We start from the raw sequence: 22,317 nt of genomic DNA on the forward strand, positions 1-22,317 counted from the left end.
CTCGTTTTTTCTTCCCGAAACTCAGGCCCGTTTGTTCCGCGCCCAGGCACTGAGCAGCCGATACGGCAGATATTGTCCGGCGCGCAGCAGCCGGGTGTTTTTGTTTTGCATCCGCTGTGCAATATTGGGATATTCCCGGCACAGCATGGTATCATAACGGCGCAGTTCCCGGGCCACATCGCTGCCGGGCGGAAAGCGCAGATACAGCTCAATCAGGTACTGGGCAACATCCCGCGCCCGCAGCTGCAGCAGCCGGTCCCGGGCCGAATCCCCGGCCAGCGGTTCCGCCGCATCCAGCAGCATCCGGGCCACCCGGATGTAATCCGCGGTGTGGCGGCGGTAGCTGTCCATGCTCACACTCTGCCCCTCGCGGCCCTGCCAGTACTGGTAGAGGACCACCGGGCAGAAACAGACCCGCTGTACCGCACTCATGCCAAAAAAGGTGTACGCCATGTCGGTGTAGCTGCAATGGTCCGGCAGTTCCCGCCAGGCGCTGCGCAGCAGATCGGTGCGGAAGGTCAGGGCGTGCATTTCCAGGCACAGCTCCGGGCCGGTCTCGTCCAGGGAATACAGACGCTCAGGGGCAAACCGGCCGCAGACATCGTAGCGGCGCAGCGGTCCTTCGGGGGATACCGTGCGGTAATCGGTGAACACCGCATCGGCCTCGCAGTCCTGCAGCTGGTGCAGCAGGGTCTGCAGCGCGCCGCGGTCAAACCAGTCATCACAGTCCAGTGTGCGGAAAAAACGGCCCCGGGCGGCAGGCAGCGCGGTGTTCAGCGTGGTGCCGTAGCCGCCGTTGTCCTTGCGGATCAGGCGGAAACACTCGGGGTGGCGCTGTGTCCATTGCCGGGCCAGCTCGGCGGTGTCATCGGTGGAGCCGTCGTCCACGATCACCACATCCAGCAGCCCGCAGTCCGGCACCAGACAGGATTCCAGCGCCCGGGCCAGGGTGTCTGCCCCGTTGTAGGCGGCCACCGAGACGGTCAGCAGCTTTTCCATCATGCCTGACCGGCTTTCATCGCTTCAACATACTCGGCACAGACTTCCCGCGAAGGACCGTCCGCCCGCAGATTGCCGTGATCCAGCCAGACGGCACGCTGACAGAGCTCCTGCACCTGGTTGATGTCATGGCTGACAAAAAGAAGCGTGGTGCCGCCGGAAAGCATCTCTTCCATGCGGCGGTGGCATTTCTGCTGGAACATGAAGTCGCCCACGGCCAGCACCTCGTCGCACACCAGAATGTCCGCCTGGACCTCGGTAGCGATGGAAAAGCCCAGCCGGGCAATCATGCCGCTGGAGAAATTCTTGACCGGAACATCCACGAAATCGCGCAGTTCGGCAAAATCAATGATGCGGTCAAAGTGTTCCATCATATAGTCCCGGTCGTGGCCCAGCACGGCGCCGTTGAGAAACACATTTTCCCGCGCGGTCAGATCCATGTCAAACCCGGCGCCCAGCTCGATCAGCGGGGCAATCTCGCCGTTGACCCGGACATTGCCCGAAGAAGGGTACATCACGCCGGCGATGACCTTGAGCATCGTGCTCTTGCCGCTGCCGTTGCGGCCGATCAGCGCCACCGACTCTCCGCGGTGCACGTTGAAGGAGACATGCTTCAGCGCGAAAAATTCATTGAAAAACAGCTTGTGGGTCAGCAGCTTGACGGTATATTCCTTGAGGGTCTCGGTTTTCTCCTGCGCCAGATTGAAGCGCATCGAAACGTCATTGACCCGAATGATCTCGTCCATAGGGCACCCCTTTTAGATGTACAGGATAAAGTTTTTCTGCAGTTTGCGGAAGACCAGCAGGCCCGCCGCCATCGAAACCAGTGCACAGGCCGTGCAGGCAAACCAGGTGTTGGGCCCGGGAATGTTGCCGTACATCACCAGGTTGCGGAACAGGTTGATATAGTGGTACAGCGGATTGAGCTTCATGAGCTTCTGCAGGGCGGCCGGCAGGGCGGAAAGCGGATAAAACAGCGGAGTGGCGTACATCCAGCCCATGACCAGAATGCTGTACAGGTGCATCATATCGCGGAAATACACCGCCAGCGCCGAGAGCAGCAGCGCCATGCCGCTGCAGAACAGAAACATCAGCACCAGCGGCATCCAGCACAGGAAGATCGTCCAGTAGAAGGTCGAGCGGGTCAGTACCATGACCAGCAGAACGGCCCCGCAGCTGAACAGTGTGGTGACAAAGCAGGACACCACACGGCTGAGCGGGAAGATGAATTTGGGAATATAGACCTTCTTGATGAGCGAGGCGTTCTGGATGACCGAAGTCATGCCCATGTTGGTGGATTCGTTGAAGAAGGTGAACAGCGTGTTGCCGCAGATGAGGTAGAGCGGGAAATTCGGAATGTCGTTGCGGAACATATACGAGAAAATCAGGCTCTGCAGCAGCATCATGAGCAGCGGGTTGAGGATGCTCCAGATGTAGCCCAGAAAACTGCGGCGGTATTTGACCTTCAGGTCGCGGCTGACCAGCTCGTTGATCAGCGGGCGGTACTTTTTCAGGTGTGTCCAGGCTCGCTGTGCGGAATACTGCATCGATTCTGCCATGAAAAGGGTCCTCCCTGTTGTAGTTACTGGCGGCGCCCGCAGAGGCGCATATTTTCCACATTATACAATACCGGCGCACAAAATGCAATTCATTGTAAAAAACCGGTGTTTTGTAAATCTTAATTTCAAAGCCTTGCGCCTCTGGTAGGAACATGTTAGAATGATCTAATATAAGGATACTACCAAAAAGTAAAGGCGGACGAACATGAAGACGGTGATTCTGGCCGGCGGGTACGGCACGCGCATCAGCGAGGAAAGCCAGCTGAAGCCCAAACCCATGGTCGAAATCGGCGGCAAACCTATTTTGTGGCACATCATGAAGGGTTATGCCCATTACGGCTATACGGATTTCATCATCTGTGCCGGATACAAGCAGGAGGTCATCAAACAGTATTTCTTTGACTATTATCTGCACAATGCCGATGTCTCCTTTGACCTCAAGACCAACACGATGACGGTGCTCAACAGCTACTCCGAACCCTGGAACGTCACCGTGGTGGATACCGGGCGGGATACCATGACGGGCGGCCGGATCAAGCGTATCCAGCGCTATGTGGGGGAGGAACCGTTTATGCTGACCTACGGCGACGGTGTCTCGGACATTGACCTGCGGGAACTCGAGCGCTACCACCGGCAGTGCGGCCGGACGGTGACGATCTCCAGCTACAATGTCGGGCAGCAGTACGGCGTGCTGGATGTGGATGACGGCGGCCGGGTGACCGGCTTCCGCGAAAAGCAGGATCTGGACGGCAGCCTGATCAACATCGGCTTCATGGTGTGCAACAGCGGTATCTTTGATGTGATTGACGGCGACAGCACGGTGCTGGAAAAGCAGCCGCTGGAAACCCTGGCCGCCCGCGGGGAACTGCAGAGCCGGGAACACGACGGGTTCTGGAAATGTATGGACAACGTGCGGGACAAACGCCAGCTGGAAGCGCTGTGGAGCGCCGGCAACGCCCCCTGGAAAGTGTGGAACGACTGATGGCGCAATACAAAACTCTGAGCGGTCTGCTGGACTTTTACCGCGGGCGCCGTGTCTTTGTCACGGGGCATACCGGCTTCAAAGGGAGCTGGCTCTGCCGGATTCTGGCCGGAGCGGGCGCCGAGGTGACCGGCTATGCGCTGGACCCGCCGACGCACCCCTGCCTGTATGACCGTGCCGGCCTGACCGGGCGCATCCGGGACGTGCGGGGAGACATCCGCTCCTGGGAGCAGCTGTCGGCCGCCTACCGGGAAGCAGAGCCCGAGATTGTCTTTCACATGGCGGCCCAGCCGCTTGTGCGGGAAAGCTACCGTACCCCGCGCTCGACTTACGAGACCAACGTCATGGGAACGGTGAACCTGCTGGAATGTATGCGCACCGCCCCCGGCGGCCCGCCGCGCTCGGCGGTGTTCGTCACCACCGACAAGGTCTATGAAAACCGCGAACAGGCCCGCGGCTACCGGGAGGAAGAACCTCTGGACGGACGCGATCCCTATTCCAATTCCAAGAGCTGTGCCGAGCTGGCTGTGCACAGTTACCGCCAGAGCTTTTTCGGCAGCACGGCGGTCTCGACGGCCCGGGCCGGCAACGTGATCGGCGGCGGAGATTTTGCCGCCGACCGCATTGTGCCGGACTGCCTGCGCGCAGCGGCCCGCCGCCAGACCATCCGGGTGCGCAATCCCGGTTCGGTCCGGCCCTATCAGCATGTGCTGGAACCGCTTTCCGCCTATCTGCTGCTGGCAAAGCTCCAGTACGACGACCCCACCCTGGCAGGGGCCTACAATGTGGGCCCGCGGGACGCCGACTGCCTGACCACCGGCGCACTGGTCACGCTGTTCTGCCGCCTGTGGGGGGAGGATGCCGCGTGGGAATCCGCCGCAGAGCCCAACGCCCCGCATGAGGCCAACTTCCTCAAACTGGACTGCGGCAAAATCCGTGACCGCCTTGGCTGGGAACCCCGCTGGAATATGGAGACCGCCATGGAACAGACGGTCCGGTTTTCCAGAATCTGGCTGGCCGGCGGCGACCTCTGCGACGAGATGGACCGGGAGATCCGCGCATATTTTGAAGGATGATGACAAGGGCGGGACAGACCGGATGGGAATGTCGCCGTCCCTTTCTTGTACAAGGATAAAATCAGGAATTTCTGACAGATGCAACGGTTTACACTTTCCGTCGGAAATGGTATAATATTATGATTTGGACCCGAATCCGCGGCCGGTCCTCCGGCCAAAGACACAACGGACAAGGAGTAAGGCAGGAAACGTATGGCGCAACGGCTGAATGTTTTGTATCAGTTTGACGAGGGGTATGCCCCGTTTGCGGGCACCTCGATGGTCTCGCTGTTCCGGAACAACCGCGACCTGGAGGAGATCTGCGTCTATGTCCTCGGGGAACATCTGACCGACGCAACCAAGGACCGGTTTCTCGGCATGGTGCGCCGGTATGAGCGCGCCATCCGGTTTGTGGACACGGCGGCCCTGGTGCGCCGGATGCAGCAGATGGGCATTCCGGACTACCGCGGCTCCTATGCCTCCAACTTCAAGATGTTTCTGCCGGAACTGCTCCGGCAGGACCAGCCCGACCGGATTCTCTATATCGACTCGGACACCCTCATCACCGGCAGCCTGGCCCCGCTGCTGACCTGGCCGATGAACGGCCAGCCGGTGGCCATGGCCTACGACTCTCTGGGCCGGCGCCATGCGCGGCTGATCGGGCTGCAGCCGGGGGACAGCTATTTCAACGCCGGGGTCATTCTGTTTGATGTCCGCCGCTGGCGGCAGATGAACTGCACCGACCGGATCGTCGAGCATGTCCGCCATGTCCGTGCACACTATATGGCCCCCGACCAGGACCTGCTCAACGTGGTGCTTCACGGCCAGATTGCGCTGCTGCCGCCCGAATACAATTTTCAGCCCATCCACACCGTCTGCGGCCCGACGCTCTACGGGCTGCTGTTCCGGCCAAAGAACTACTACACCGCGGACCAGCTCCGGGCCGCATCCCGGAGCCCGGTCATTCACCATTTTTTCCGCTTTCTCGGGGAGTTCCCCTGGCATGCGGATACCCTTCATCCCGACCGGGAAATCTTCGACACCTATCTGGCACTCTCGCCCTGGGCGGAATATGAGCGGGTTCCGGCGTCCCAGAGCGGCCTTGTGTTCCGGCTCGAACGGTGGATGTACCGCTTCCTGCCCCGGTGGCTCTTCCTGCTGATCTTCAAGATCGCCTATGATGCCTTCATCAACCGCTGCTGGCGGGATTCTGAACAGGGAAAAAACAACGACTGGATGTGAACCCCGATGAAAGTCTATATCGCTGCTCACCGGCGGTTCGATCTGCCGCCCGGACTGCCTTCCTTTTACAGCCCCCTTCAGGTCGGTGCGGCGCTGCACGAACCCATCGGCTGGCCCGGCGACGATACCGGGGACACCATCTCGGCGGACAACCCCACCTACAATGAGCTGACGGCCCTGTACTGGATGTGGAAAAACAGCACCGAGGACATCGTGGGCCTGTGCCATTACCGCCGTTATTTCGTCACACCGCGGGGCAAACTGCGCAACCTGGTCAGCGGTGCCGTGGGGGATTTTCTCACCGAAGAGACGATCCGCCGCCTGCTGAAGAACCATGACTGGATTCTGCACAATCCGACCTTTTTTGCGCAGGGGGTGGGCCGACAGTTCGAGCAGACCCAGAGCGCTGCCAATCTGGCGGTGCTGCGTCAGGTCGTTGCGGAGCAGGGGCCGGCCTACGCGGATGCGTTTGACCGGGTGATGCAGGGGCACACGGTCCACCTGCTCAATATGTTCATTGCCCCCAAACCCCTGGCCGACCGGTATGCCGCCTGGCTGTTTGCGGTCCTGCGCGAGACCGAGCGCAGAATCCGCGCCCGCTGTCCCGACGCCCCGATGGACCGCGCCATGGGGATGCTCGGCGAGCGGATGCCCGATGTGTGGGCCCGGGCCAACGGCCTGCGTACCGCCGTCAGCCTGTCCGTCAACACCGAGCGGATTGACCGCACGCCCTGGTAACCGGAGGAATCCCATGCCTGCCCGAATCGTCATCATCATTGTGACCTACAACCGCAGTGCCCTGCTGCGGGAATGTCTGTCCGCCGTGCTGCGCCAGACCGTGGCCCCGGCTGCCGTCGTGCTGGTGGACAACCACAGCACCGACGACACGCCCGCCGTAGCGCAGTCGTTCGCCGCGGCGGATGACCGGGTTCATCCGTTCCGCACGCCGTCCAACCTCGGTGGGGCGGGGGGCTATGCCTGGGGCATCCGCTGCGCTGCCGCATTTTCCCCCGACGCCGTCTGGCTGATGGACGATGATACCGTCTGTGCCCCCGACGCCCTGGCAGAGCTGCTGCAGGCCGCCGGGCGGGTGGGGGAGTACGGCTTTTTGGCCGGACGGGTGCTCTGGACGGACGGAACTCCCTGCCGGATGAACGTACCGCTCTTTGCCGGCGGGGAGGAATACGGCCTGCCCCGCCTGCGCAAGGCGACCTTTGTCTCGCTGCTCATTCCCTGGCGGGTCGTGGAACAGGTGGGCCTGCCCATCGCCGAGTTCTTCATCTGGGGCGATGACCAGGAATACACCGACCGCATCAGCCGGCGCTGGCCCTGCTACTATGCAGCGCAGAGCGTGGCCGTCCACAAGACCGCCTCCAACCATGGTTCCGACCTGGTGCGGGACGATGCCGACCGCATTGACCGTTACCGTTACAAATACCGCAACGAACTGTACATATCCCGACGCACCGGTGTGCTGTCCCTGGGGTATTATGCCTGGCGTGCCCTGGGGGACGCCGTGCGGATTCTGCTGGTGTCTGACCGCAAGGCCCGCCGCCTTGCCGTTCTGTGGCAGGGCGTCCGCAGCGGACTGTCCTTTGCCCCCCGCGTGCAGAAGCTGGAATCCCCCGCCAATCCAACACAAGGAGAACCGATCCGTTATGCTCAGCCGTCTGAAAGAAATTTATGAGTACCGCGACATGGTGGCGGGACTGGTCCACCGCGACCTGCGCGGACGCTACAAGGGGTCCTTCATGGGCTTTTTGTGGAACTTCATCAACCCGCTGTGCCAGATCATCGTCTATATCCTGGTCTTTTCGATGATCTACAAATCCAACCTGGATCATTACTATATCTACCTGATCGTCGGCATGATGCCCTGGAACTTCTTCAATGAATCCATCTGCCAGGGCGCCGGCTGCGTGTTTGCCCAGGCCGATATGGTCAAAAAGATCTACTTCCCGCGCGAAGTCCTTGTGATTTCCACCGTCACCAGCCGGTTTGTCAATTTCCTGCTCAGTTATCTGGTGGCGTTCGTCATCATCCTGGTTTCGGGGTTCGGGTTCCGGCCGCTGCTCATGCTCTGCTGGCTGCCCATCCTCTTTTTGATCGAGTACACCTTTGCCCTGGGCCTTTCGCTGATCCTGGCCGCGGTGGATGTCTATTTCCGGGATGTGGAGTACATGACCGGCGTCATCACGATGGCCTGGGTCTGGCTGACCCCCATCATGTATGACATCGACATCGTGCCGCCCTCGCTGGCCTGGCTGATCCGTCTGAATCCCATGACCCCCATCATTGACTGCTATCATCAGGTGCTGTACTACAAGACTTTCCCGGCAGCCGGTTCCCTGTGGCAGAGTGCGGTGGTGGCCGTGGCGCTGCTGGTGATCGGGGAACTGGTCTTTATCCGGCTGGAACGTCATTTCGCGGAGGAACTGTAATGAAACCCGAAAACGCCATTGAAGTACGCAACGTCGAAAAGACCTTCCGCGTTCATCTCGAAGCCTCGCACCAGCTCAAGGATGCGGTCATCTTCCACAACCGCAACAAGATCCAGAAACGCCCGGTGCTGCGCGGCATCAGCTTCAACGTCCGCCGGGGCGAAGCGATCGCGCTGATCGGCCGCAACGGCTGCGGCAAGAGCACCACCCTCAAACTGCTGACCAAGATTCTCCGCCCCGACAAGGGCACCATTGATATGCGCGGCCGCGTCTCCAGCCTCATCGAGCTGGGCGCCGGCTTCCATCCCGACATGACCGGCCGGGAAAACGTCTACATCAACGCCTCCATCTTCGGCATCAAGCGCCGGGAGGTGGACCGCCGCATGGAGGAGATCATCCGCTTCTCCGAACTCGAGGATTTCATTGACAACCCGGTGCGCACCTACTCGTCGGGCATGTATATGCGCCTGGCCTTTGCGGTGGCCATCAATGTGGATGCCGACATCCTGCTCATTGACGAGATCCTCGCGGTGGGCGATGCGGCCTTCCAGGCCAAATGCTTTGAAAAGCTGCAGTCGCTGCGGCAAAAGGGCGTCACCATTGTCATTGTCTCGCACTCGATGGGACAGGTTGAGGCAATCTGCGACCGTGCCATCTGGATTGCCGACGGCCTGATCCGGGAGGAAGGCGCGGTGGCCAAGGTCTGTGCCCACTATCTGGAGGATATGGGCGAGCGCCGCATTGACCGCGAAAACTTTGAAAAGGCCCAGACCGAGGGCAGGGAAGAGAAGACCCCGGCGGAACAGTACCGTGAAACGCTCTGCAGCCGGGAGGCCTGCCGTGCCGTCAACGAGCACAGCGAAACCGATGCCCGCCGCAGCGGTCTGCTCGGGCTGCGGTTTACCGGGATTTCGCTGCTCGGCGCCGATGGGAACGAGACCCAGCGCTTTGAGACCGGCTCCTCGCTGACCTTCCGGTTCCGGTACCGTCCCGATGCCAGGGCGCTGGAACCCGCCGAGGCGCACGGAGAAGAAAAACACGAGGCGCGGATCTTCTTTGCCATCACCGACGACAACGGCGTGCTGTATTACCGCACCGGCCGTCTGGTGCGCACGCCGGCCGACGATGACGGCGAATACGAGACAAGCTGCGAGATCAAGGAACTGCCGCTGCTGGCAGGCTGTTACTTTTTGAGCTTCAGCATCCTGGACAGCGAGGGCCGCGTGCAGGATCAGCTCAAGAAACTGCTGCGCATCGAGGTCACCGCCCCCTGGCGCGGCGAGGAAGGGCTCATCACGATGCCCCACCTCTGGAATGCCGAACATGCCCGCACGGTGAGCCGCAGCTCCTCCCGCCCCTACGATTACCTCATCGTCGGTGCGGGCCTGTACGGTGCGGTGTTTGCACGTCAGGCCAAGGATGCCGGCAAACGGTGCCTGGTCATCGACAGACGCCCCCACATTGCGGGCAATGTCTATACCGAGAAGGTGGAGGGCATCGACGTCCACCGCTACGGCGCCCACATCTTCCATACCAACAGCAAACAGGTGTGGGATTATGTGGGACGGTTTGCCGAGTTCAACCGTTTCACCAACTCGCCGGTGGCCAATTATAAAGGGGAGATCTTTGATCTGCCCTTCAATATGAACACCTTCAACCGGATGTGGGGGGTCACCACGCCGGAACAGGCGCGGGCCAGGATCGACGAGCAGCGCCGCGCGGCCGGCATCACCGATCCGCGCAACCTCGAGGAGCAGGCCATCAGCCTGGTGGGCACCGACCTGTATGAAAAGCTCATCAAGCACTATACCGAAAAGCAGTGGGGCCGCCCCTGCACCGAGCTGCCGGCCTTCATCATCCGGCGGCTTCCGGTCCGGCTGACCTACGACAACAACTATTTCAATGCCCGGTATCAGGGCATTCCGGTGGACGGGTATACGGCGATGGTCGCAGCCATGCTCAACGGCACCGAAGTGCGTCTCGGCGTGGATTACCTGCAGGACAAGGCTGCGCTGGATGCACTGGCCGACGTGGTCATCTATACCGGTCCCATCGATGCCTATTTCGGGTACCGGCTCGGCGCGCTGCAGTACCGCAGCGTCCGGTTCGAGACCGAGGTGCTGGATCAGGAGAACTTCCAGGGCAATGCGGTGGTCAACTATACCGATGCCGACACGCCCTACACCCGGATCATCGAGCACAAGCACTTTACCGGGGGCACCCAGGCGCGCACGGTGATCAGCCGTGAATACAGCGCCGAGTGGAAACCCGGCCAGGAACCCTATTATCCCATCAACGACGAGACCAACGATGCCCTGTACCGGCAGTACCGGGCTCTTGCGGAGCAGGAATCCACGGTGGTTTTCGGCGGCAGACTGGGAAGCTACACCTACTACGATATGGATCAGGTCATCGAAGCGGCCCTGCAGAAGGCCGAGGACCTGCTGGGATAAACAGAAATCTGTGAGGAGCTGAGAAGATGTCGAATCCTATGCTCATTACCGTCGTGGTGCCGATCTATAATGTGGAGCGGTATCTGGAGGAATGCCTGGACAGCCTGGTCAACCAGAGCACCCGCAACTTCCAGGTCATTCTCGTCAACGACGGTTCGCGCGACGGCAGCGGTGCCATCGCACGGCGCTACGCCGAGCGGGACCCCGAACATTTCACCTATGTGGAACAGCCCAATGCGGGGCTGGGCGCGGCGCGCAATACCGGCATGCGCCTGGTCAAAACCCCGTATCTGGAATTCCTGGACAGCGACGACTGGCTCAAACCCCGCGCCATCGAAAACGTCGAGCGGGCCCTGCTTGCGCAGACCGAGGAGGTGGACATCGTCTTTACGGCGCCCACGGTCTTCGATATGGCCACCCGCACCTTCTCGGAGTGGAGCGACAATGACCGCCTCGCCCGGATTTTTGAGGGACGCACCGTGACCAGCCCGGCGGAATGCCCCGATATGTATGCGCTGGAAGCCAGCGTCAACCGCTCGGTCTGGAACACCGAATTCCTGCGCCGGAACCATTTCGCCTTCCCCGAAGGCGTCAAGTGGGAGGATGTTTTCCCGCATTTCTATCTGTTCCATCTGGCCCGCCGCTGCATCATGGTCGAGCAGGCAGGATTCTTCTACCGGATCAACTCGGGCAACCAGATTACCTCGCTGTCCAGCACGGCGCGGCTGGATATTGTGCCGGTCTTTTCCACGGCGCTGCTCTACGCGATGGAAAACCAGTGGACCGAAACCGAGATTTCCTATATCCTGCAGATGATGATGGACTTCATCCGCTGGTCGGTCTATGTCTCGCAGCCCAAGGTGCGCACCGAACTGGTCCGCAGCCTGCACGGGATGTTCGGCGGTATTCCCGGACATTATCTGCGGGCCTATCTGCGGCAGCGGCGTCCCTCCGCCGATACCCGGCTGTTCCTGAGTTTCCTGCGCCGCCCCGGACTGTATCACCTGCTGGAAAACGCCCATGTGGTGGATTTCTTTGAACGCAATTTCCATCGACTGGAACGACTGAGGAGGCATTGAAGATGAATCAACAGATGATCCTGTTTCTGGCTTCCCGGCCGCAGATCCGGGAAGTGCTTCTGATCCTCGGCACCGGCAGCGATCTCGGCCTGGTGCGGGAACTCTGCTGCCAGACCAGCTTGGAACGCCTGACGATCTTTCTGCCCACCCCGGCCATGCAGACCGCGGCCCGGGAGATGCTGGACATCTGCCGCTGCCGCGACGACGGACGGATGCCCGCCGCCATCTCGCTGGCCGACTGGGAGCAGGTCCTTGCCTATCAGCCCGCCGATCCCGGCTATGCCCTGGTCTTTGATGAACCGGATTCCGGTGACCGGCTGATGGAACTCACGGCGCTGCATCCCGCCTTCCTGGTGGGCAGCCTGGGCGGCTGCCGCACCGAGGCCTTCACGCTCTGGCAGGCATGGCGCGCCAATGTCGGCCAGATGTACCTGCTGTCGGCACAGCACGGCGGGGAGTGCCTGGACTGGACCCGCCGGGAGGACAGCGACATCGAGCTCAGCGTCATTTTCCCGATGTACAAAGTCGCCGATTACCTGCCGCAGTGCGTCGAGTCGGTGCTGGCCTGGCAGGCCCCGTTTGTGGAATACCTCTTCGTGGACGATGGCTCCCCCGACAACTGCGCCGACATCATCCGCCGCTATGCGGAGAAGGACCCCCGCGTCCGGCTGCTGCAGAAACCCAACGGCGGCTGCGCCTCGGCGCGGCAGTACGGCCTGGAAAACGCCCGCGGCCGGTATGTGGGTTTTGTGGACCCCGATGACTATATCGACCCGAGCATGTACCGCAAGCTGCTCGGCCGTGCGCTGACCGGCAGCTATGAGGTGTGCTACTGCGGCTACCGTGAACTGTACGAGAGCACCGGCGGCACCCGGGACATCCCCGATATGCTTGGCGGCGTGTACAGCGAGGGAACGAGCAATTCCGACCGCATCAACGAGCTGATCTCCAACCTGCGCATCGCGATCTGGCGCGGGATTTATCTGCGGGACCTGCTCACCCGCAACGGCATCGGCTTTTATACCGATCTGCGCCGCTTCGATGACCTGCCCTTCCAGATCGAGGTGCTGTCCAAGGCGCGCAGCGTGGCCGCGGTGCCGGAATATCTGTATTATTACCGTCTGGCCCGGCCCGGACAGGATGTCTCGGCCGATGATGAGCGGCTCTATGTGCATTTTCCGATCTTCCGGTATCTGGATGATTTCCTGCGCCGCTCCACCGACCGCAAACAGCTGGACAATCTGCAGGTGGTCAAGATCCATACCCACCGCTATGCGCTGGAAAAGATCCGCCCGGAATTCCTGCGGGAATACTGCCTGCGGGCCAAGGCGGATGTGCGCTCCAACTTCCGGTTCTGGGAAGGCGCGTATATCCTGCGCTACGGCGCATCCTTTGACGATATGAAATACTACCTGGCCCTGTATATGGGCTGGCCGTCGCTGGTCCGCTGGATGCGGCGTCCGCGGCCCGAGGCCAGGAACCGCGACGCGGCGGCCATGCGACGGCTCAGAAAACTGGCACTCAAGTGACCGCGGCAGGAAGGGGAACAGTAATGGCAAACTGGAATTCCGAGCAGCAGGCCCGGGAGGAGATCAAGGCCCTGGTGGCCCGCTACTACCATCAGTTCAAGGAGGACCGGAAGGAGTTCCGGCCCGGCGACCGCATCAACTACGCGGCCCGTGTCTACGACGAGCGGGAAATGTGCGCCCTGACCGATGCCATGCTGGACTTCTGGCTCACCACCGGCCGCTTTGCCCGGTCCTTTGAGGACTCTTTTGCCCGGTGGCTGGGGGTGCGGTACGCCAACCTGGTCAACTCCGGCTCCTCGGCCAATCTGGTGGCGTTCATGGCACTCACGGCGCCGGAACTCGGTGAGCGGCGCATCCGTCCCGGGGACGAGGTCATCACGGTGGCCTGTGCCTTCCCGACCACCGTCACGCCGGTTCTGCAGTACGGTGCGGTCCCGGTCTTTGTGGATGTGACAATTCCGCAGTACAATCTCGATGTCAGCCGGCTCGAGGCCGCACTCTCACCCCGGACCAAGGCGGTCATGATCGCCCATACGCTGGGCAACCCCTTTGACATTGCCGCGGTGCGCTCCTTCTGCCGGGACCACGGGCTCTGGCTCATCGAGGACAACTGTGATGCGCTGGGCTCGGAATATACAATGGATGGTGTCACCCGCTATACCGGCACCTGGGGCGACATCGGCACCTCCAGCTTCTATCCGCCCCACCATATGACGATGGGGGAGGGCGGCTGCGTCTATACCAACGACCCGCTGCTGGACCGGATGATCAAGAGCTTCCGGGACTGGGGCCGGGACTGCGTCTGTCCCTCCGGCCGGGACAACCTCTGCGGCCACCGCTTTGACGGCCAGTTCGGGGAACTACCCCGCGGCTATGACCACAAATATGTCTACAGCCATCTCGGCTTCAACCTCAAACTGACCGACCTGCAGGCTGCCGTCGGCTGCGAGCAGCTGCGCAAGCTGCCCGACTTTGCCGCAAGCCGGCGCCGCAACTGGGAGCGGCTGCGCCGGGCACTCCAACCCGCCGCCGACCGGCTGATCCTGCCCGAGGCCGCCGCCAACAGCAACCCCTCCTGGTTCGGCTTCCTGCTCACGGTCCGGCCGGAGAGCGGACTGGACCGCAATGCCATCACCCGCTTCCTGGAAGCCAGAAACATCCAGACCCGGCTGCTCTTCTCGGGCAACCTGATCCGTCATCCCTGCTTTGACGGCATCCGTGGCAGCGATGCCTACCGGGTGGTCGGCTCTCTGGAAGTCACCGACCGCATCATGCGGGACACGTTCTGGGTGGGCGTCTATCCCGGTATGACCGATGCCATGCTGGACTATATGGCACAAAGCATTCTCGAGGCCGTGGGCCTCGCAAACGGACGGGAACGGAATGGGTAAAACAATTCAGCTGGATTATCAGAAAGTCAGCCGGTGGGCCTTTGCCTATATGCTGCTGCCGGTGGTTGTTTTCCTGCTGGCATTGCTGCGCTGGTACGCGGCATTGCCGGCTTTGTTCCTGCTGGGGTTCGCTGCCTGGTGGGCCCTGCGCAAACCCAACGCCGACCTGATGCACCGGCGGGCCGTGCCGTTCTCTCCGGTCTCCCTGCTGCTCATCGCAGGCACCGTGTTGCTCTGGACCTTCCTGGGCGGCATGAACGGCTTTCTGTACCAGAACAGTGACTGGCCGTGGCGCAATGCGATTTTCCATGACCTGATCAATTACCGCTGGCCGGTGGTCTATCCCGAAACCGGCAGCACCATTACCTATTATATCGGCTTCTGGATGCCGCCCGCCCTCGTCGGCAAGGTGGCCGGCTGGCTGACCGGCAGCAGCGAGATTGCCTGGATCGCCGGCAAAAACGCCCTCTGGGTCTGGACCTCGCTGGGACTGTTCCTGACGGTGGTGCTGCTGATGATCTACCTGCGGGCCGCCACCCCCCGCAAAAAACTGCTGGCCGTGCTGGTCTTTGTATTTTTCAGCGGGCTGGATATTGTCGGCGCACTCTGCACCGGCCGGCTGCAATATGTGCTGTCCGGCGCAGCCTACCACCTGGAATGGTGGACGGTCAACGGCGACCAGTACAGCTCGATGACCACCTGCGTCTACTGGGTGTTCAATCAGGTCATTGTGCCCTGGCTGACGGTGCTCTGCTTCCTGTTTGAGCAGGATGCCCGCAATTACCTGATCCTGGGCATCTGCTGCATCTGCTGCGGACCCTTCCCGTTCGTCGGGCTGGTCATCTGCATGATCGTCCGGGAAGCCGGCCGCCTGGTTTCCAGCGCTCGTGCCCATCGGCTCGGACAGGCACTGCGGCAGACCTTCTCGCCGCCCAACCTGATCCTGCTGCTCTGTATCTTCCCGGCGCTGGGACTCTATTTCCTCACCAACCCGGCCTTTGAATCGCTCGGCAAAACCACCTCGCAGGCGGACTCCCTGCTGCAGACGCTGTTCGGCTACCTTACCCCCTACGAGCTGCTGTTCCTGCTGCTGGATGCGGGCATCTACCTGATCCTGCTGTGGGGGCGGCACCGCCGTGAACCGCTGTTCTACGGCATCCTTGTCTCGCTGCTGGTCATTCCGCGGTTTGTCATCGGCAGTTCCCGCGATTTCTGTATGCGGGCCTCCATTCCCGCCATCTTCATCCTGATGGTCTGGAGCGCCGAGGTCATCGTGGGGGATTTCGGCCGCTGGACAACGCTTCGCCGCGGCGCCAGACTGCGCTACGCTGCCCTGACGGCGGCACTGCTCATCGGTGCCTGTACGCCGGCACTGGAAATCAACCGGGCCATTCTGCAGGCGGCCGTCCACGGCAACCCGGCCCTTGAAAACGATTACATGAAAACGCTCGCCCACCGCGACAGCGCCGGCAACTTTGTGTCGGGCACCTATCCCAGCTCGGTCTTTTTCAAATATCTTTCCCGGCTGGACAGCAAGGCGACCATCGCTTACGATGTGGGCTTTTATGACTGGGAAGAGTATGCCGACGAGGCCGGCGCCCCCGAGGAAACCTTCCGCTGGTGCAAACAGATTTCCGGCATCACGGTCTATGTCCGGGACGATATGGATGTGGTGCTGCAATTCCGGGCCGGCAACGTAGAGGACCTGAGCGAACCGTTCACCCTGACGGTCAATGTGGAAAACAACGGCCCGACCGATTACCGGATCGAAGAGCAGTATCAGGTCGTCGAGGTGCCGGTCACCCTCAAGGCAGGTTCCAACTGGGTGGCCTTCACCTCCGACCGCGAAAAGTATGACGGCACCAGCTATGGCCGCGACCTGTATTTTTCCCTCAGCGGAATCCGCGTGCTGGACACCGACGGCAACCTGCTGGTGGGAGCGGCCTATCCCGGAACCCGGGCCAGGGGACTGGAATCCTTTGCCGACGCCGAGGAAGCCGCCGAACTGCCGCCCGATGAACTGACCACCGAGGAAGGAACCGAGGAAACATCATGACCAGCAACCTCACCGACAATTCAACCGCCGCCCGCCCCGGCTGGCTCTTGCAGGCCGCGGCCGTGCTGCTGCCGCTCTGGCTGTTCTTCCTGGGCGGTGTGGCGGTCAGCTGCCGCATCGGCGCCTGGATTCCCACGCCGGCCCTGCTGGCGCTGTTTGCGCTGCAGGCCGGGTTCGTCATGGCGGTTCTCGTCTGGCTCCTAACCCGGGGACTGCGCCGCCCGGTTTCCCTGCGGGCATCAGCCTCCAGGCTGTGGCCGTATCTGCTGCTGTTCGCCGCCTGTGCGGCGCTGCGCTGGCCGATGCGGGGCGTTGTCCCGGTGGGTCAGACTGCCGAAAACGCCTACCATGACTGGTACTATATGACCAACAATTTCCGGTTCGACGGGCCGTTCTGGACCCACTATTTTGCCGGCAGCGGGGCAGCCTGGGCCCTCAACTCCCTGGCCGCTGTGGCGGAGTTCTTCTTCTCCGGACGCTTTGCCAGCAGCTGGATTTTCCAGGTGGCGCTCTCGGCGCTGGCAGTCTTTGCCGTGTATGACCTGCTGCAGACGGCCGGCCGGGCCCCGGCGCTGACCGGTGCGCTGGCCGTGTTGGCCGTGCCGCTCTTTGCGGGGCAGGCCGGAACCCAGCAGGCCGCCTTTGTGCCCGGCGCACTGCTGATTCTGGCCGTCTGGGCCTGGCAGCGCAGGCTCTGGCTTGTGCTCGGCGCCCTCGATTTGCTGCTCTGTTTCGGATGCACCGGGTCGGGCCTGCCTGCGGCGGGGGCGTTCCTCGTGCTGGCGGCGTCCGGCCTGTCCGGGATGCTGCGCCGGAAAGAACATCCTGCCGGTGCAGTCGCCGCCCTGCTCAGTGCGGCAGCCTGCGCGGCCGCGGCGGTGCGGGATCTGCCGGAACTTTCCCTTGCCGGCCCGGCCGAATGGCTGCCGCGGGTGCTCGGGTCGGAATTCACCTGGCTTTTCCTTGCCGTCGGGGCTGCCGGGGCAGTGTACGGCACAATCCGCCGCGTTTCCTGGCCTGCCGTTCCCTGTGCGGCCTGGGGCGTCGCGGCGGTTCTGGCCGCACTGACGGCCAAAGACCACCCGGCGGATGCGGTGCCTCAGCTGCTGGCGGCGGTGATCGCCGTCACAGTGCTGACGGCACTTCCCCACAAACGACTGACGGCGGTTCTCTGCACCCTCCTGGCGGTTCTGTGTGCGGTGCAGACCTTTTGGGTGACCGACCCGGTGATGCAGGCCGTGCTGCCCGATGCACAGCCTGCCGCCGCGGCACCGCTCCACGCCTGCATCGGCCAGGACAGCGGCTTGCAGGAGTGCCTCAAGCGCATCCTGAAGGAGACCGACTATGACGGCAGCCAGGACCTGATCCTGGCCGGTCAGTGGAATGTCCGCAACGCTTTGGACCTGGACCCCGACCTGTGCGGCTGGAACCTGATCTGGCAGCAGTACAGCGCGGTCGGTTCGCCCAACACGGTGCGGCTCAATCTGGTCAACCTGGGCAGCGCCAACTATTTCCGCCGCCGGTATGAGATCTTCTCGCTGCGGGACACAGCGGTCTTTATCGAGGTTCCCGGTCAGGAGGATGCCAACGCCGAGATGCAGCAGGCCATGCAGACCTTTTATAAGGAAATCCGGTCTTTCCGGTGCACGGACGGCCATGGCACCGAACTGACCTACTATACGGCGGTCCGGCGCCTTCCCGAAGAAGTACCCGGAAACGGAGGCAAGACCACATCATGAAACAGAGACTGGCCGATTATGTTGCGGATTTTCTGGCTGCCCGCGGTGTCACCGATGTGTTTTCCGTCGTGGGCGGCGGGGCAATGCACCTCAATGACGCGCTGGGCCACCATCCGGCGCTCCATGTGACCTATCAGCACCATGAACAGGCCTGCGCGATGGCAGCCGAAGCGTATGCCCGGCTGGACAACCGGATGGCGGTGCTCTGCGTCACCACCGGCCCCGGCGGCCTCAATGCCCTCACCGGGGTGGCGGGGGCCTGGCTGGATTCCATCCCGATGTTCGTGCTGTCCGGTCAGGTCCGGTACGACACCACGGCCCGCTATGCCATGCGCTTTACCGACGGCCTGCCGCTGCGGGCTGTCGGTGACCAGGAGTATGACATCGTCCGCTCGGTGGCGCCGATGACCAAATATGCCGTCATGATCGAGGACCCCGCCACAATCCGGTACCATCTGGAACGTGCCTGGCATCTGGCCGTCACAGGCCGGCCCGGCCCCGTCTGGCTGGACATCCCAGTCAATTTCCAGGGTTGCCAGGTGGACCCCGACCGGCTGCCCGGTTATGATCCGGCTGAGGATGACGCCATTTTGCCGCCGACGATCTCTGACGAGACCATCGGGACCGTTCTCGAGGCCGTGCGCAAGGCCCGGCGCCCCGTGCTCTACGCCGGCGGCGGCATCCGGCTTTCCGGCGGGTATCCGGCCTTCCGCCGCCTGGTTCCGCGGCTCGGTGTTCCGGTCGTGACCTACTGGAATTCCATCGACCTGATCGAGGATGACGACCCGCTCTATGTGGGCCGCGGCGGCAATATGGGGGACCGCGCCGGCAATTTCGCGGTGCAGAACGCCGATCTTGTGCTGGCCATCGGAACACGGATCTCCATCCGCCAGACCGGCTACGATTTCGCTTCCTGGGCCCGGGCTGCCAGGGTCATCATGGTGGACATTGACCGGGCCGAGCTGCGCAAACCCACCCTCCATGTGGATCTGCCCGTCTGGGCCGATGCCAGGATCTTTTTGGAAAAGCTGGGAGCGGCACTTGACAATCACACCGGGCCACTGTTTAATAGTAAAGAGTGGCTTGCAGCCTGCCGGGACTGGAAACAGCGCTATCCCGTCACACTGCCGCGCCACTGGGCAGGGAGCCCGCAGGGCGCCAACGTCTATGCGTTCGTTCGGTATCTCAGCGACAGCCTCCCGCCCGACAGCCTGACCGCTGTCTCCAACGGCGCCTGCTGCGTGGTCGGTCATCAGGCTTACCGCATCCGGCAGGGAACACGCTTCATCATCAACAGCGCCATTGCCAGTATGGGCTATGGTCTGCCGGCGGCCATCGGCCTGTGCATTGCGTCGGGACGCCGCCCCACCGTCTGCCTCGAAGGGGACGGCTCACTGATGATGAACCTGCAGGAATTGCAGACGGTGCTGACCAACCGCCTGCCCATCAAACTGTTTGTCATCAACAACCGTGGGTATCACTCCATCCGGCTGACCCAGCGCAACCTGTTCCGGGACCGCGCCAAGGTGGGCATCGGACCGGAGAGCGGGGACCTTTCCTTCCCGGATTACGGCAAGCTGGCCGCGGCGTTCGGGTATCCCTACTTTTCGGCCTCCGACAATGCCGGCATGAAACAGGCCGTGGATGCCGCCCTGGCGGCCGAAGGACCGGTTTTCTGTGAGATCTTCACCGACACCGATCAGGTCTGGGAACCCAAGAGCAGTGCCAGACGCCTGCCGGACGGAAGGATTGTCAGCCCGCCGCTGGAGGATCTGGCCCCCTTCCTTCCGCGGGAGGAACTCCAGCGCAATATGTTCATCCCGCTGCTACCGGAGCAATAAATGAAACCTGAACGTCTGATCCGCACCACCGTGGTTACGGGCCCCACCGGTGCCATCGGCACGGCGCTCTGCCGCCTGCTGCTGACAGAGGGCTGCACCGTCTATGCGGTGTGCCGCCCCGGCTCGCCCCGCGCCGCGTCATTGCCGCGGCATCCCCGGCTGCATCCGGTTTTCTGCGATGCGTCGGAGTTTGATGCATTGCCCGACCGCATTCCCGCCCCGGCGGATGTGTTTTTTCATCTGGCCTGGGCCCATACCACCGGCGCCGGCCGCAACGATATGCCGGCCCAGCTGGACAATGTCCGCGCCGCCCTGCAGGCAGTCCGGTCTGCGGCGGCGTTGGGCTGCCGGCTCTTTGTGGGTGCGGGCAGCCAGGCGGAGTACGGGCGTAGCGCGGTGCCGCTTGGCACCGATACCCCGACGTTTCCCGAAACCGGTTACGGAATGGCCAAGCTCTGTGCAGGCCAGATGACCCGCGCCGAGGCACACCGCCTGGGACTCGGCCAGATCTGGCTGCGGGTCCTCTCGGTCTATGGACCGCACGACGGCCCGAACACGCTGATTTCGTCCGCCGGCCGGGCACTGCTGCATAAGGAATGCCCGGCCCTGACGGCAGGGGAGCAGCAGTGGGATTACCTGTATGCCGCCGACGCTGCCCGGGCCTTCCTGCTGGCCGCCCGGTTTGGCCGGGACGGCGCGGTCTATCCGCTCGGCAGTGGGACGGTGCATCCGCTGCGCTGGTACGTCGAAACGCTCCGCGATGCCGTTGACCCCGCCCTGCCGCTCGGGTTCGGCCGGATTCCGTACCCGCCCGGTCAGGTCATGTTCCTGCAGGCGGACCTGACCGCCCTGCAACACGATACCGGCTTTGTGCCGCAGACCGATTTTGAACACGGCATTGCCGAGACCGTCTGCTGGCTGAGGAAAGAAAACCATGTCTGAACGCAAAAAGAAAATCTCTGTCATGATCCCGACCTACAACGAGGAGGCCAATGTCTGCGCAATTTACACCGCCGTGAGGGAGGAACTTCTCCGGTCCTGCCCGGCGTATGACTATGAGATCCTCTTTATTGACAACAAGAGCCGGGACCGGACCCGGGAACTGATCCGGCAGATCTGCGCTGCGGATTCCCACGTCCGCGCCATCTTCAACTGCAAGAATTTCGGGCAGTTCAACAGTCCCTATTACGGTATGATCCACACCTCGGGGGACTGCTGCATCACCCTCTGTGCGGACTTCCAGGACCCGGTCGAGATGATCCCCCGCTTCATTGCCGAGTGGGAAAAAGGATACAAGATCGTCATCGGCCGCAAGACCCGCAGCCGGGAAAATCCGATTGTCTACTCGCTGCGGGGCCTGTACTATAAGATCCTGCGCAAGATGAGCACCGTGGAATTCATCGAGCAGTTCACCGGCTTCGGGCTGTATGACCAGAGTTTCCTCCAGACGCTGCGGGATCTTCACGATCCCACTCCGTTTATCCGCGGCATTGTCGCGGAACTCGGCCCCGAGCGCAGCGAGATCGAGTACGAGCAGCCCCGCCGCCGTGCCGGCAAAACCCACAACAACTGGTACAGCCTGTTTGATGCCGCAATGCTGAGCTTCACAAGCTATACCAAAGTCGGAATGCGGATGGCGGAATTCTTCGGATTCCTGGTGGCCGCGCTCAGCTTTCTGTTCGGATTGTTTTTCCTGGTGGCCAAACTGGTCGCCTGGAACAGCTTTTCGGCCGGCTATGCCCCCACGATGATTGCGGTTTTTTTCATGGGCGGTGTGCAGCTGGTTTTCCTGGGCTTTCTGGGCGAGTATGTCATGGCGATGAATACCCGCATCATGAACCGCCCGCTTGTGGTGGAAGAAGAACGTCTCAATTTCCCCGAATCGGCCGCGCCGTCCGAGGAATCCGAGACCGAAACAGTAACTTTATGAGTGAGAAGAGTGTGAATCTTA

At 62.1% G+C, this 22,317-nt stretch carries 18 protein-coding genes and 1 pseudogene; 16 read left to right on the forward strand and 3 right to left on the reverse strand.

The features are described from left to right. Positions 1–21: 21 nt before the first annotated feature. The 3 genes from U0L91_RS02200 to U0L91_RS02210 are packed head-to-tail and all read right to left on the reverse strand — an operon-like array spanning position 22 to position 2,558. Positions 22–1,002, reverse strand: coding sequence for a glycosyltransferase family 2 protein (locus U0L91_RS02200; RefSeq protein WP_330044515.1), 981 nt, complete (start codon positions 1,000–1,002; stop codon positions 22–24). Then, entirely contained in the window at positions 999–1,745 is a 747-nt protein-coding gene (locus tag U0L91_RS02205) for an ABC transporter ATP-binding protein (RefSeq protein ID WP_330044517.1), read from the reverse strand. The genes U0L91_RS02200 and U0L91_RS02205 overlap by 4 nt, the downstream gene beginning before the upstream one ends. A 12-nt stretch (positions 1,746–1,757) precedes the next feature. Continuing rightward, entirely contained in the window at positions 1,758–2,558 is an 801-nt protein-coding gene (locus U0L91_RS02210; RefSeq protein WP_330044519.1) for an ABC transporter permease, read from the reverse strand. A gap of 205 nt (positions 2,559–2,763) precedes the next feature. Between U0L91_RS02210 and rfbF the strand changes: the two genes are divergently transcribed. The 16 genes and pseudogenes from rfbF to U0L91_RS02290 all read left to right on the forward strand — a co-directional run bounded on the left by rfbF (position 2,764) and on the right by U0L91_RS02290 (position 22,296). Next, positions 2,764–3,540: a glucose-1-phosphate cytidylyltransferase gene (gene rfbF / locus U0L91_RS02215; RefSeq protein WP_330044521.1), complete on the forward strand. Its 777-nt coding sequence runs from the start codon at positions 2,764–2,766 to the stop codon at positions 3,538–3,540. Next, positions 3,540–4,616 (forward strand): CDP-glucose 4,6-dehydratase, encoded by a 1,077-nt coding sequence (rfbG, locus tag U0L91_RS02220; RefSeq protein ID WP_330044523.1) that lies wholly within the window; start codon positions 3,540–3,542, stop codon positions 4,614–4,616. Before rfbF ends, rfbG begins: the two co-directional genes overlap by 1 nt. 192 nt (positions 4,617–4,808) lie before the next feature. Continuing rightward, a complete protein-coding gene (locus U0L91_RS02225) occupies positions 4,809–5,837 on the forward strand; it encodes a glycosyltransferase family 8 protein (RefSeq protein ID WP_330044525.1) in 1,029 nt (342 codons plus the stop codon). A gap of 6 nt (positions 5,838–5,843) precedes the next feature. Next, entirely contained in the window at positions 5,844–6,575 is a 732-nt protein-coding gene (locus tag U0L91_RS02230; protein WP_330044527.1) for a DUF4422 domain-containing protein, read from the forward strand. Positions 6,576–6,588: 13 nt separating this feature from the next. Then, the gene (locus tag U0L91_RS02235; RefSeq protein WP_330044528.1) at positions 6,589–7,524 is read left to right on the forward strand and encodes a glycosyltransferase family 2 protein; all 936 of its coding nucleotides are present in this window, start codon (positions 6,589–6,591) and stop codon (positions 7,522–7,524) included. Beyond that, complete coding sequence (locus tag U0L91_RS02240; protein WP_330044530.1) at positions 7,496–8,278, forward strand: ABC transporter permease; 783 nt, start codon at positions 7,496–7,498, stop codon at positions 8,276–8,278. The genes U0L91_RS02235 and U0L91_RS02240 overlap by 29 nt, the downstream gene beginning before the upstream one ends. Then, positions 8,278–9,555, forward strand: a pseudogene (locus U0L91_RS02245) (ABC transporter ATP-binding protein); the annotation flags it as partial. The gene U0L91_RS02240 and the pseudogene U0L91_RS02245, both read left to right, overlap by 1 nt. Before the next feature lie 21 nt (positions 9,556–9,576). After that, the gene (gene glf, locus U0L91_RS02250; RefSeq protein WP_330044729.1) at positions 9,577–10,731 is read left to right on the forward strand and encodes a UDP-galactopyranose mutase; all 1,155 of its coding nucleotides are present in this window, start codon (positions 9,577–9,579) and stop codon (positions 10,729–10,731) included. A gap of 26 nt (positions 10,732–10,757) precedes the next feature. Beyond that, positions 10,758–11,810, forward strand: coding sequence for a glycosyltransferase family A protein (locus tag U0L91_RS02255; RefSeq protein ID WP_330044531.1), 1,053 nt, complete (start codon positions 10,758–10,760; stop codon positions 11,808–11,810). Positions 11,811–11,812: 2 nt separating this feature from the next. Next, positions 11,813–13,339 carry a glycosyltransferase gene (locus tag U0L91_RS02260; RefSeq protein WP_330044533.1) on the forward strand — a complete coding sequence of 509 codons (1,527 nt, stop codon included), beginning with the start codon at positions 11,813–11,815 and terminating at the stop codon, positions 13,337–13,339. A gap of 23 nt (positions 13,340–13,362) precedes the next feature. Then, on the forward strand, positions 13,363–14,730 hold the full coding sequence (rfbH, locus tag U0L91_RS02265; protein WP_330044535.1) for a lipopolysaccharide biosynthesis protein RfbH: 1,368 nt from the start codon (positions 13,363–13,365) through the stop codon (positions 14,728–14,730). Continuing rightward, a complete protein-coding gene (locus U0L91_RS02270; RefSeq protein ID WP_330044536.1) occupies positions 14,723–16,786 on the forward strand; it encodes a hypothetical protein in 2,064 nt (687 codons plus the stop codon). Before rfbH ends, U0L91_RS02270 begins: the two co-directional genes overlap by 8 nt. Then, positions 16,783–18,525, forward strand: coding sequence for a hypothetical protein (locus U0L91_RS02275; RefSeq protein ID WP_330044538.1), 1,743 nt, complete (start codon positions 16,783–16,785; stop codon positions 18,523–18,525). Before U0L91_RS02270 ends, U0L91_RS02275 begins: the two co-directional genes overlap by 4 nt. Further along, positions 18,522–20,366: a thiamine pyrophosphate-binding protein gene (locus U0L91_RS02280; protein WP_330044540.1), complete on the forward strand. Its 1,845-nt coding sequence runs from the start codon at positions 18,522–18,524 to the stop codon at positions 20,364–20,366. Before U0L91_RS02275 ends, U0L91_RS02280 begins: the two co-directional genes overlap by 4 nt. Next, positions 20,367–21,308 carry an NAD-dependent epimerase/dehydratase family protein gene (locus U0L91_RS02285; RefSeq protein WP_330044541.1) on the forward strand — a complete coding sequence of 314 codons (942 nt, stop codon included), beginning with the start codon at positions 20,367–20,369 and terminating at the stop codon, positions 21,306–21,308. Then, positions 21,301–22,296: a glycosyltransferase family 2 protein gene (locus tag U0L91_RS02290; protein WP_330044543.1), complete on the forward strand. Its 996-nt coding sequence runs from the start codon at positions 21,301–21,303 to the stop codon at positions 22,294–22,296. The genes U0L91_RS02285 and U0L91_RS02290 overlap by 8 nt, the downstream gene beginning before the upstream one ends. Positions 22,297–22,317: the final 21 nt, after the last annotated feature.

This window comes from Gemmiger sp. (genome assembly GCF_036306485.1).
Taxonomy (GTDB): Bacteria; Bacillota; Clostridia; order Oscillospirales; family Ruminococcaceae; genus Gemmiger.

What these genes read in the sequence shown, in the direction of transcription:
- U0L91_RS02200 (WP_330044515.1), bottom strand. Translation starts at nt 1,002, where the DNA reads ATGATGGAAAAGCTGCTGACCGTCTCGGTGGCCGCCTACAACGGGGCA.
- U0L91_RS02205 (WP_330044517.1), bottom strand. Translation starts at nt 1,745, where the DNA reads ATGGACGAGATCATTCGGGTCAATGACGTTTCGATGCGCTTCAATCTG.
- U0L91_RS02210 (WP_330044519.1), bottom strand. Translation starts at nt 2,558, where the DNA reads ATGGCAGAATCGATGCAGTATTCCGCACAGCGAGCCTGGACACACCTG.
- rfbF (WP_330044521.1), top strand. Translation starts at nt 2,764, where the DNA reads ATGAAGACGGTGATTCTGGCCGGCGGGTACGGCACGCGCATCAGCGAG.
- rfbG (WP_330044523.1), top strand. Translation starts at nt 3,540, where the DNA reads ATGGCGCAATACAAAACTCTGAGCGGTCTGCTGGACTTTTACCGCGGG.
- U0L91_RS02225 (WP_330044525.1), top strand. Translation starts at nt 4,809, where the DNA reads ATGGCGCAACGGCTGAATGTTTTGTATCAGTTTGACGAGGGGTATGCC.
- U0L91_RS02230 (WP_330044527.1), top strand. Translation starts at nt 5,844, where the DNA reads ATGAAAGTCTATATCGCTGCTCACCGGCGGTTCGATCTGCCGCCCGGA.
- U0L91_RS02235 (WP_330044528.1), top strand. Translation starts at nt 6,589, where the DNA reads ATGCCTGCCCGAATCGTCATCATCATTGTGACCTACAACCGCAGTGCC.
- U0L91_RS02240 (WP_330044530.1), top strand. Translation starts at nt 7,496, where the DNA reads ATGCTCAGCCGTCTGAAAGAAATTTATGAGTACCGCGACATGGTGGCG.
- glf (WP_330044729.1), top strand. Translation starts at nt 9,577, where the DNA reads ATGCCCCACCTCTGGAATGCCGAACATGCCCGCACGGTGAGCCGCAGC.
- U0L91_RS02255 (WP_330044531.1), top strand. Translation starts at nt 10,758, where the DNA reads ATGTCGAATCCTATGCTCATTACCGTCGTGGTGCCGATCTATAATGTG.
- U0L91_RS02260 (WP_330044533.1), top strand. Translation starts at nt 11,813, where the DNA reads ATGAATCAACAGATGATCCTGTTTCTGGCTTCCCGGCCGCAGATCCGG.
- rfbH (WP_330044535.1), top strand. Translation starts at nt 13,363, where the DNA reads ATGGCAAACTGGAATTCCGAGCAGCAGGCCCGGGAGGAGATCAAGGCC.
- U0L91_RS02270 (WP_330044536.1), top strand. Translation starts at nt 14,723, where the DNA reads ATGGGTAAAACAATTCAGCTGGATTATCAGAAAGTCAGCCGGTGGGCC.
- U0L91_RS02275 (WP_330044538.1), top strand. Translation starts at nt 16,783, where the DNA reads ATGACCAGCAACCTCACCGACAATTCAACCGCCGCCCGCCCCGGCTGG.
- U0L91_RS02280 (WP_330044540.1), top strand. Translation starts at nt 18,522, where the DNA reads ATGAAACAGAGACTGGCCGATTATGTTGCGGATTTTCTGGCTGCCCGC.
- U0L91_RS02285 (WP_330044541.1), top strand. Translation starts at nt 20,367, where the DNA reads ATGAAACCTGAACGTCTGATCCGCACCACCGTGGTTACGGGCCCCACC.
- U0L91_RS02290 (WP_330044543.1), top strand. Translation starts at nt 21,301, where the DNA reads ATGTCTGAACGCAAAAAGAAAATCTCTGTCATGATCCCGACCTACAAC.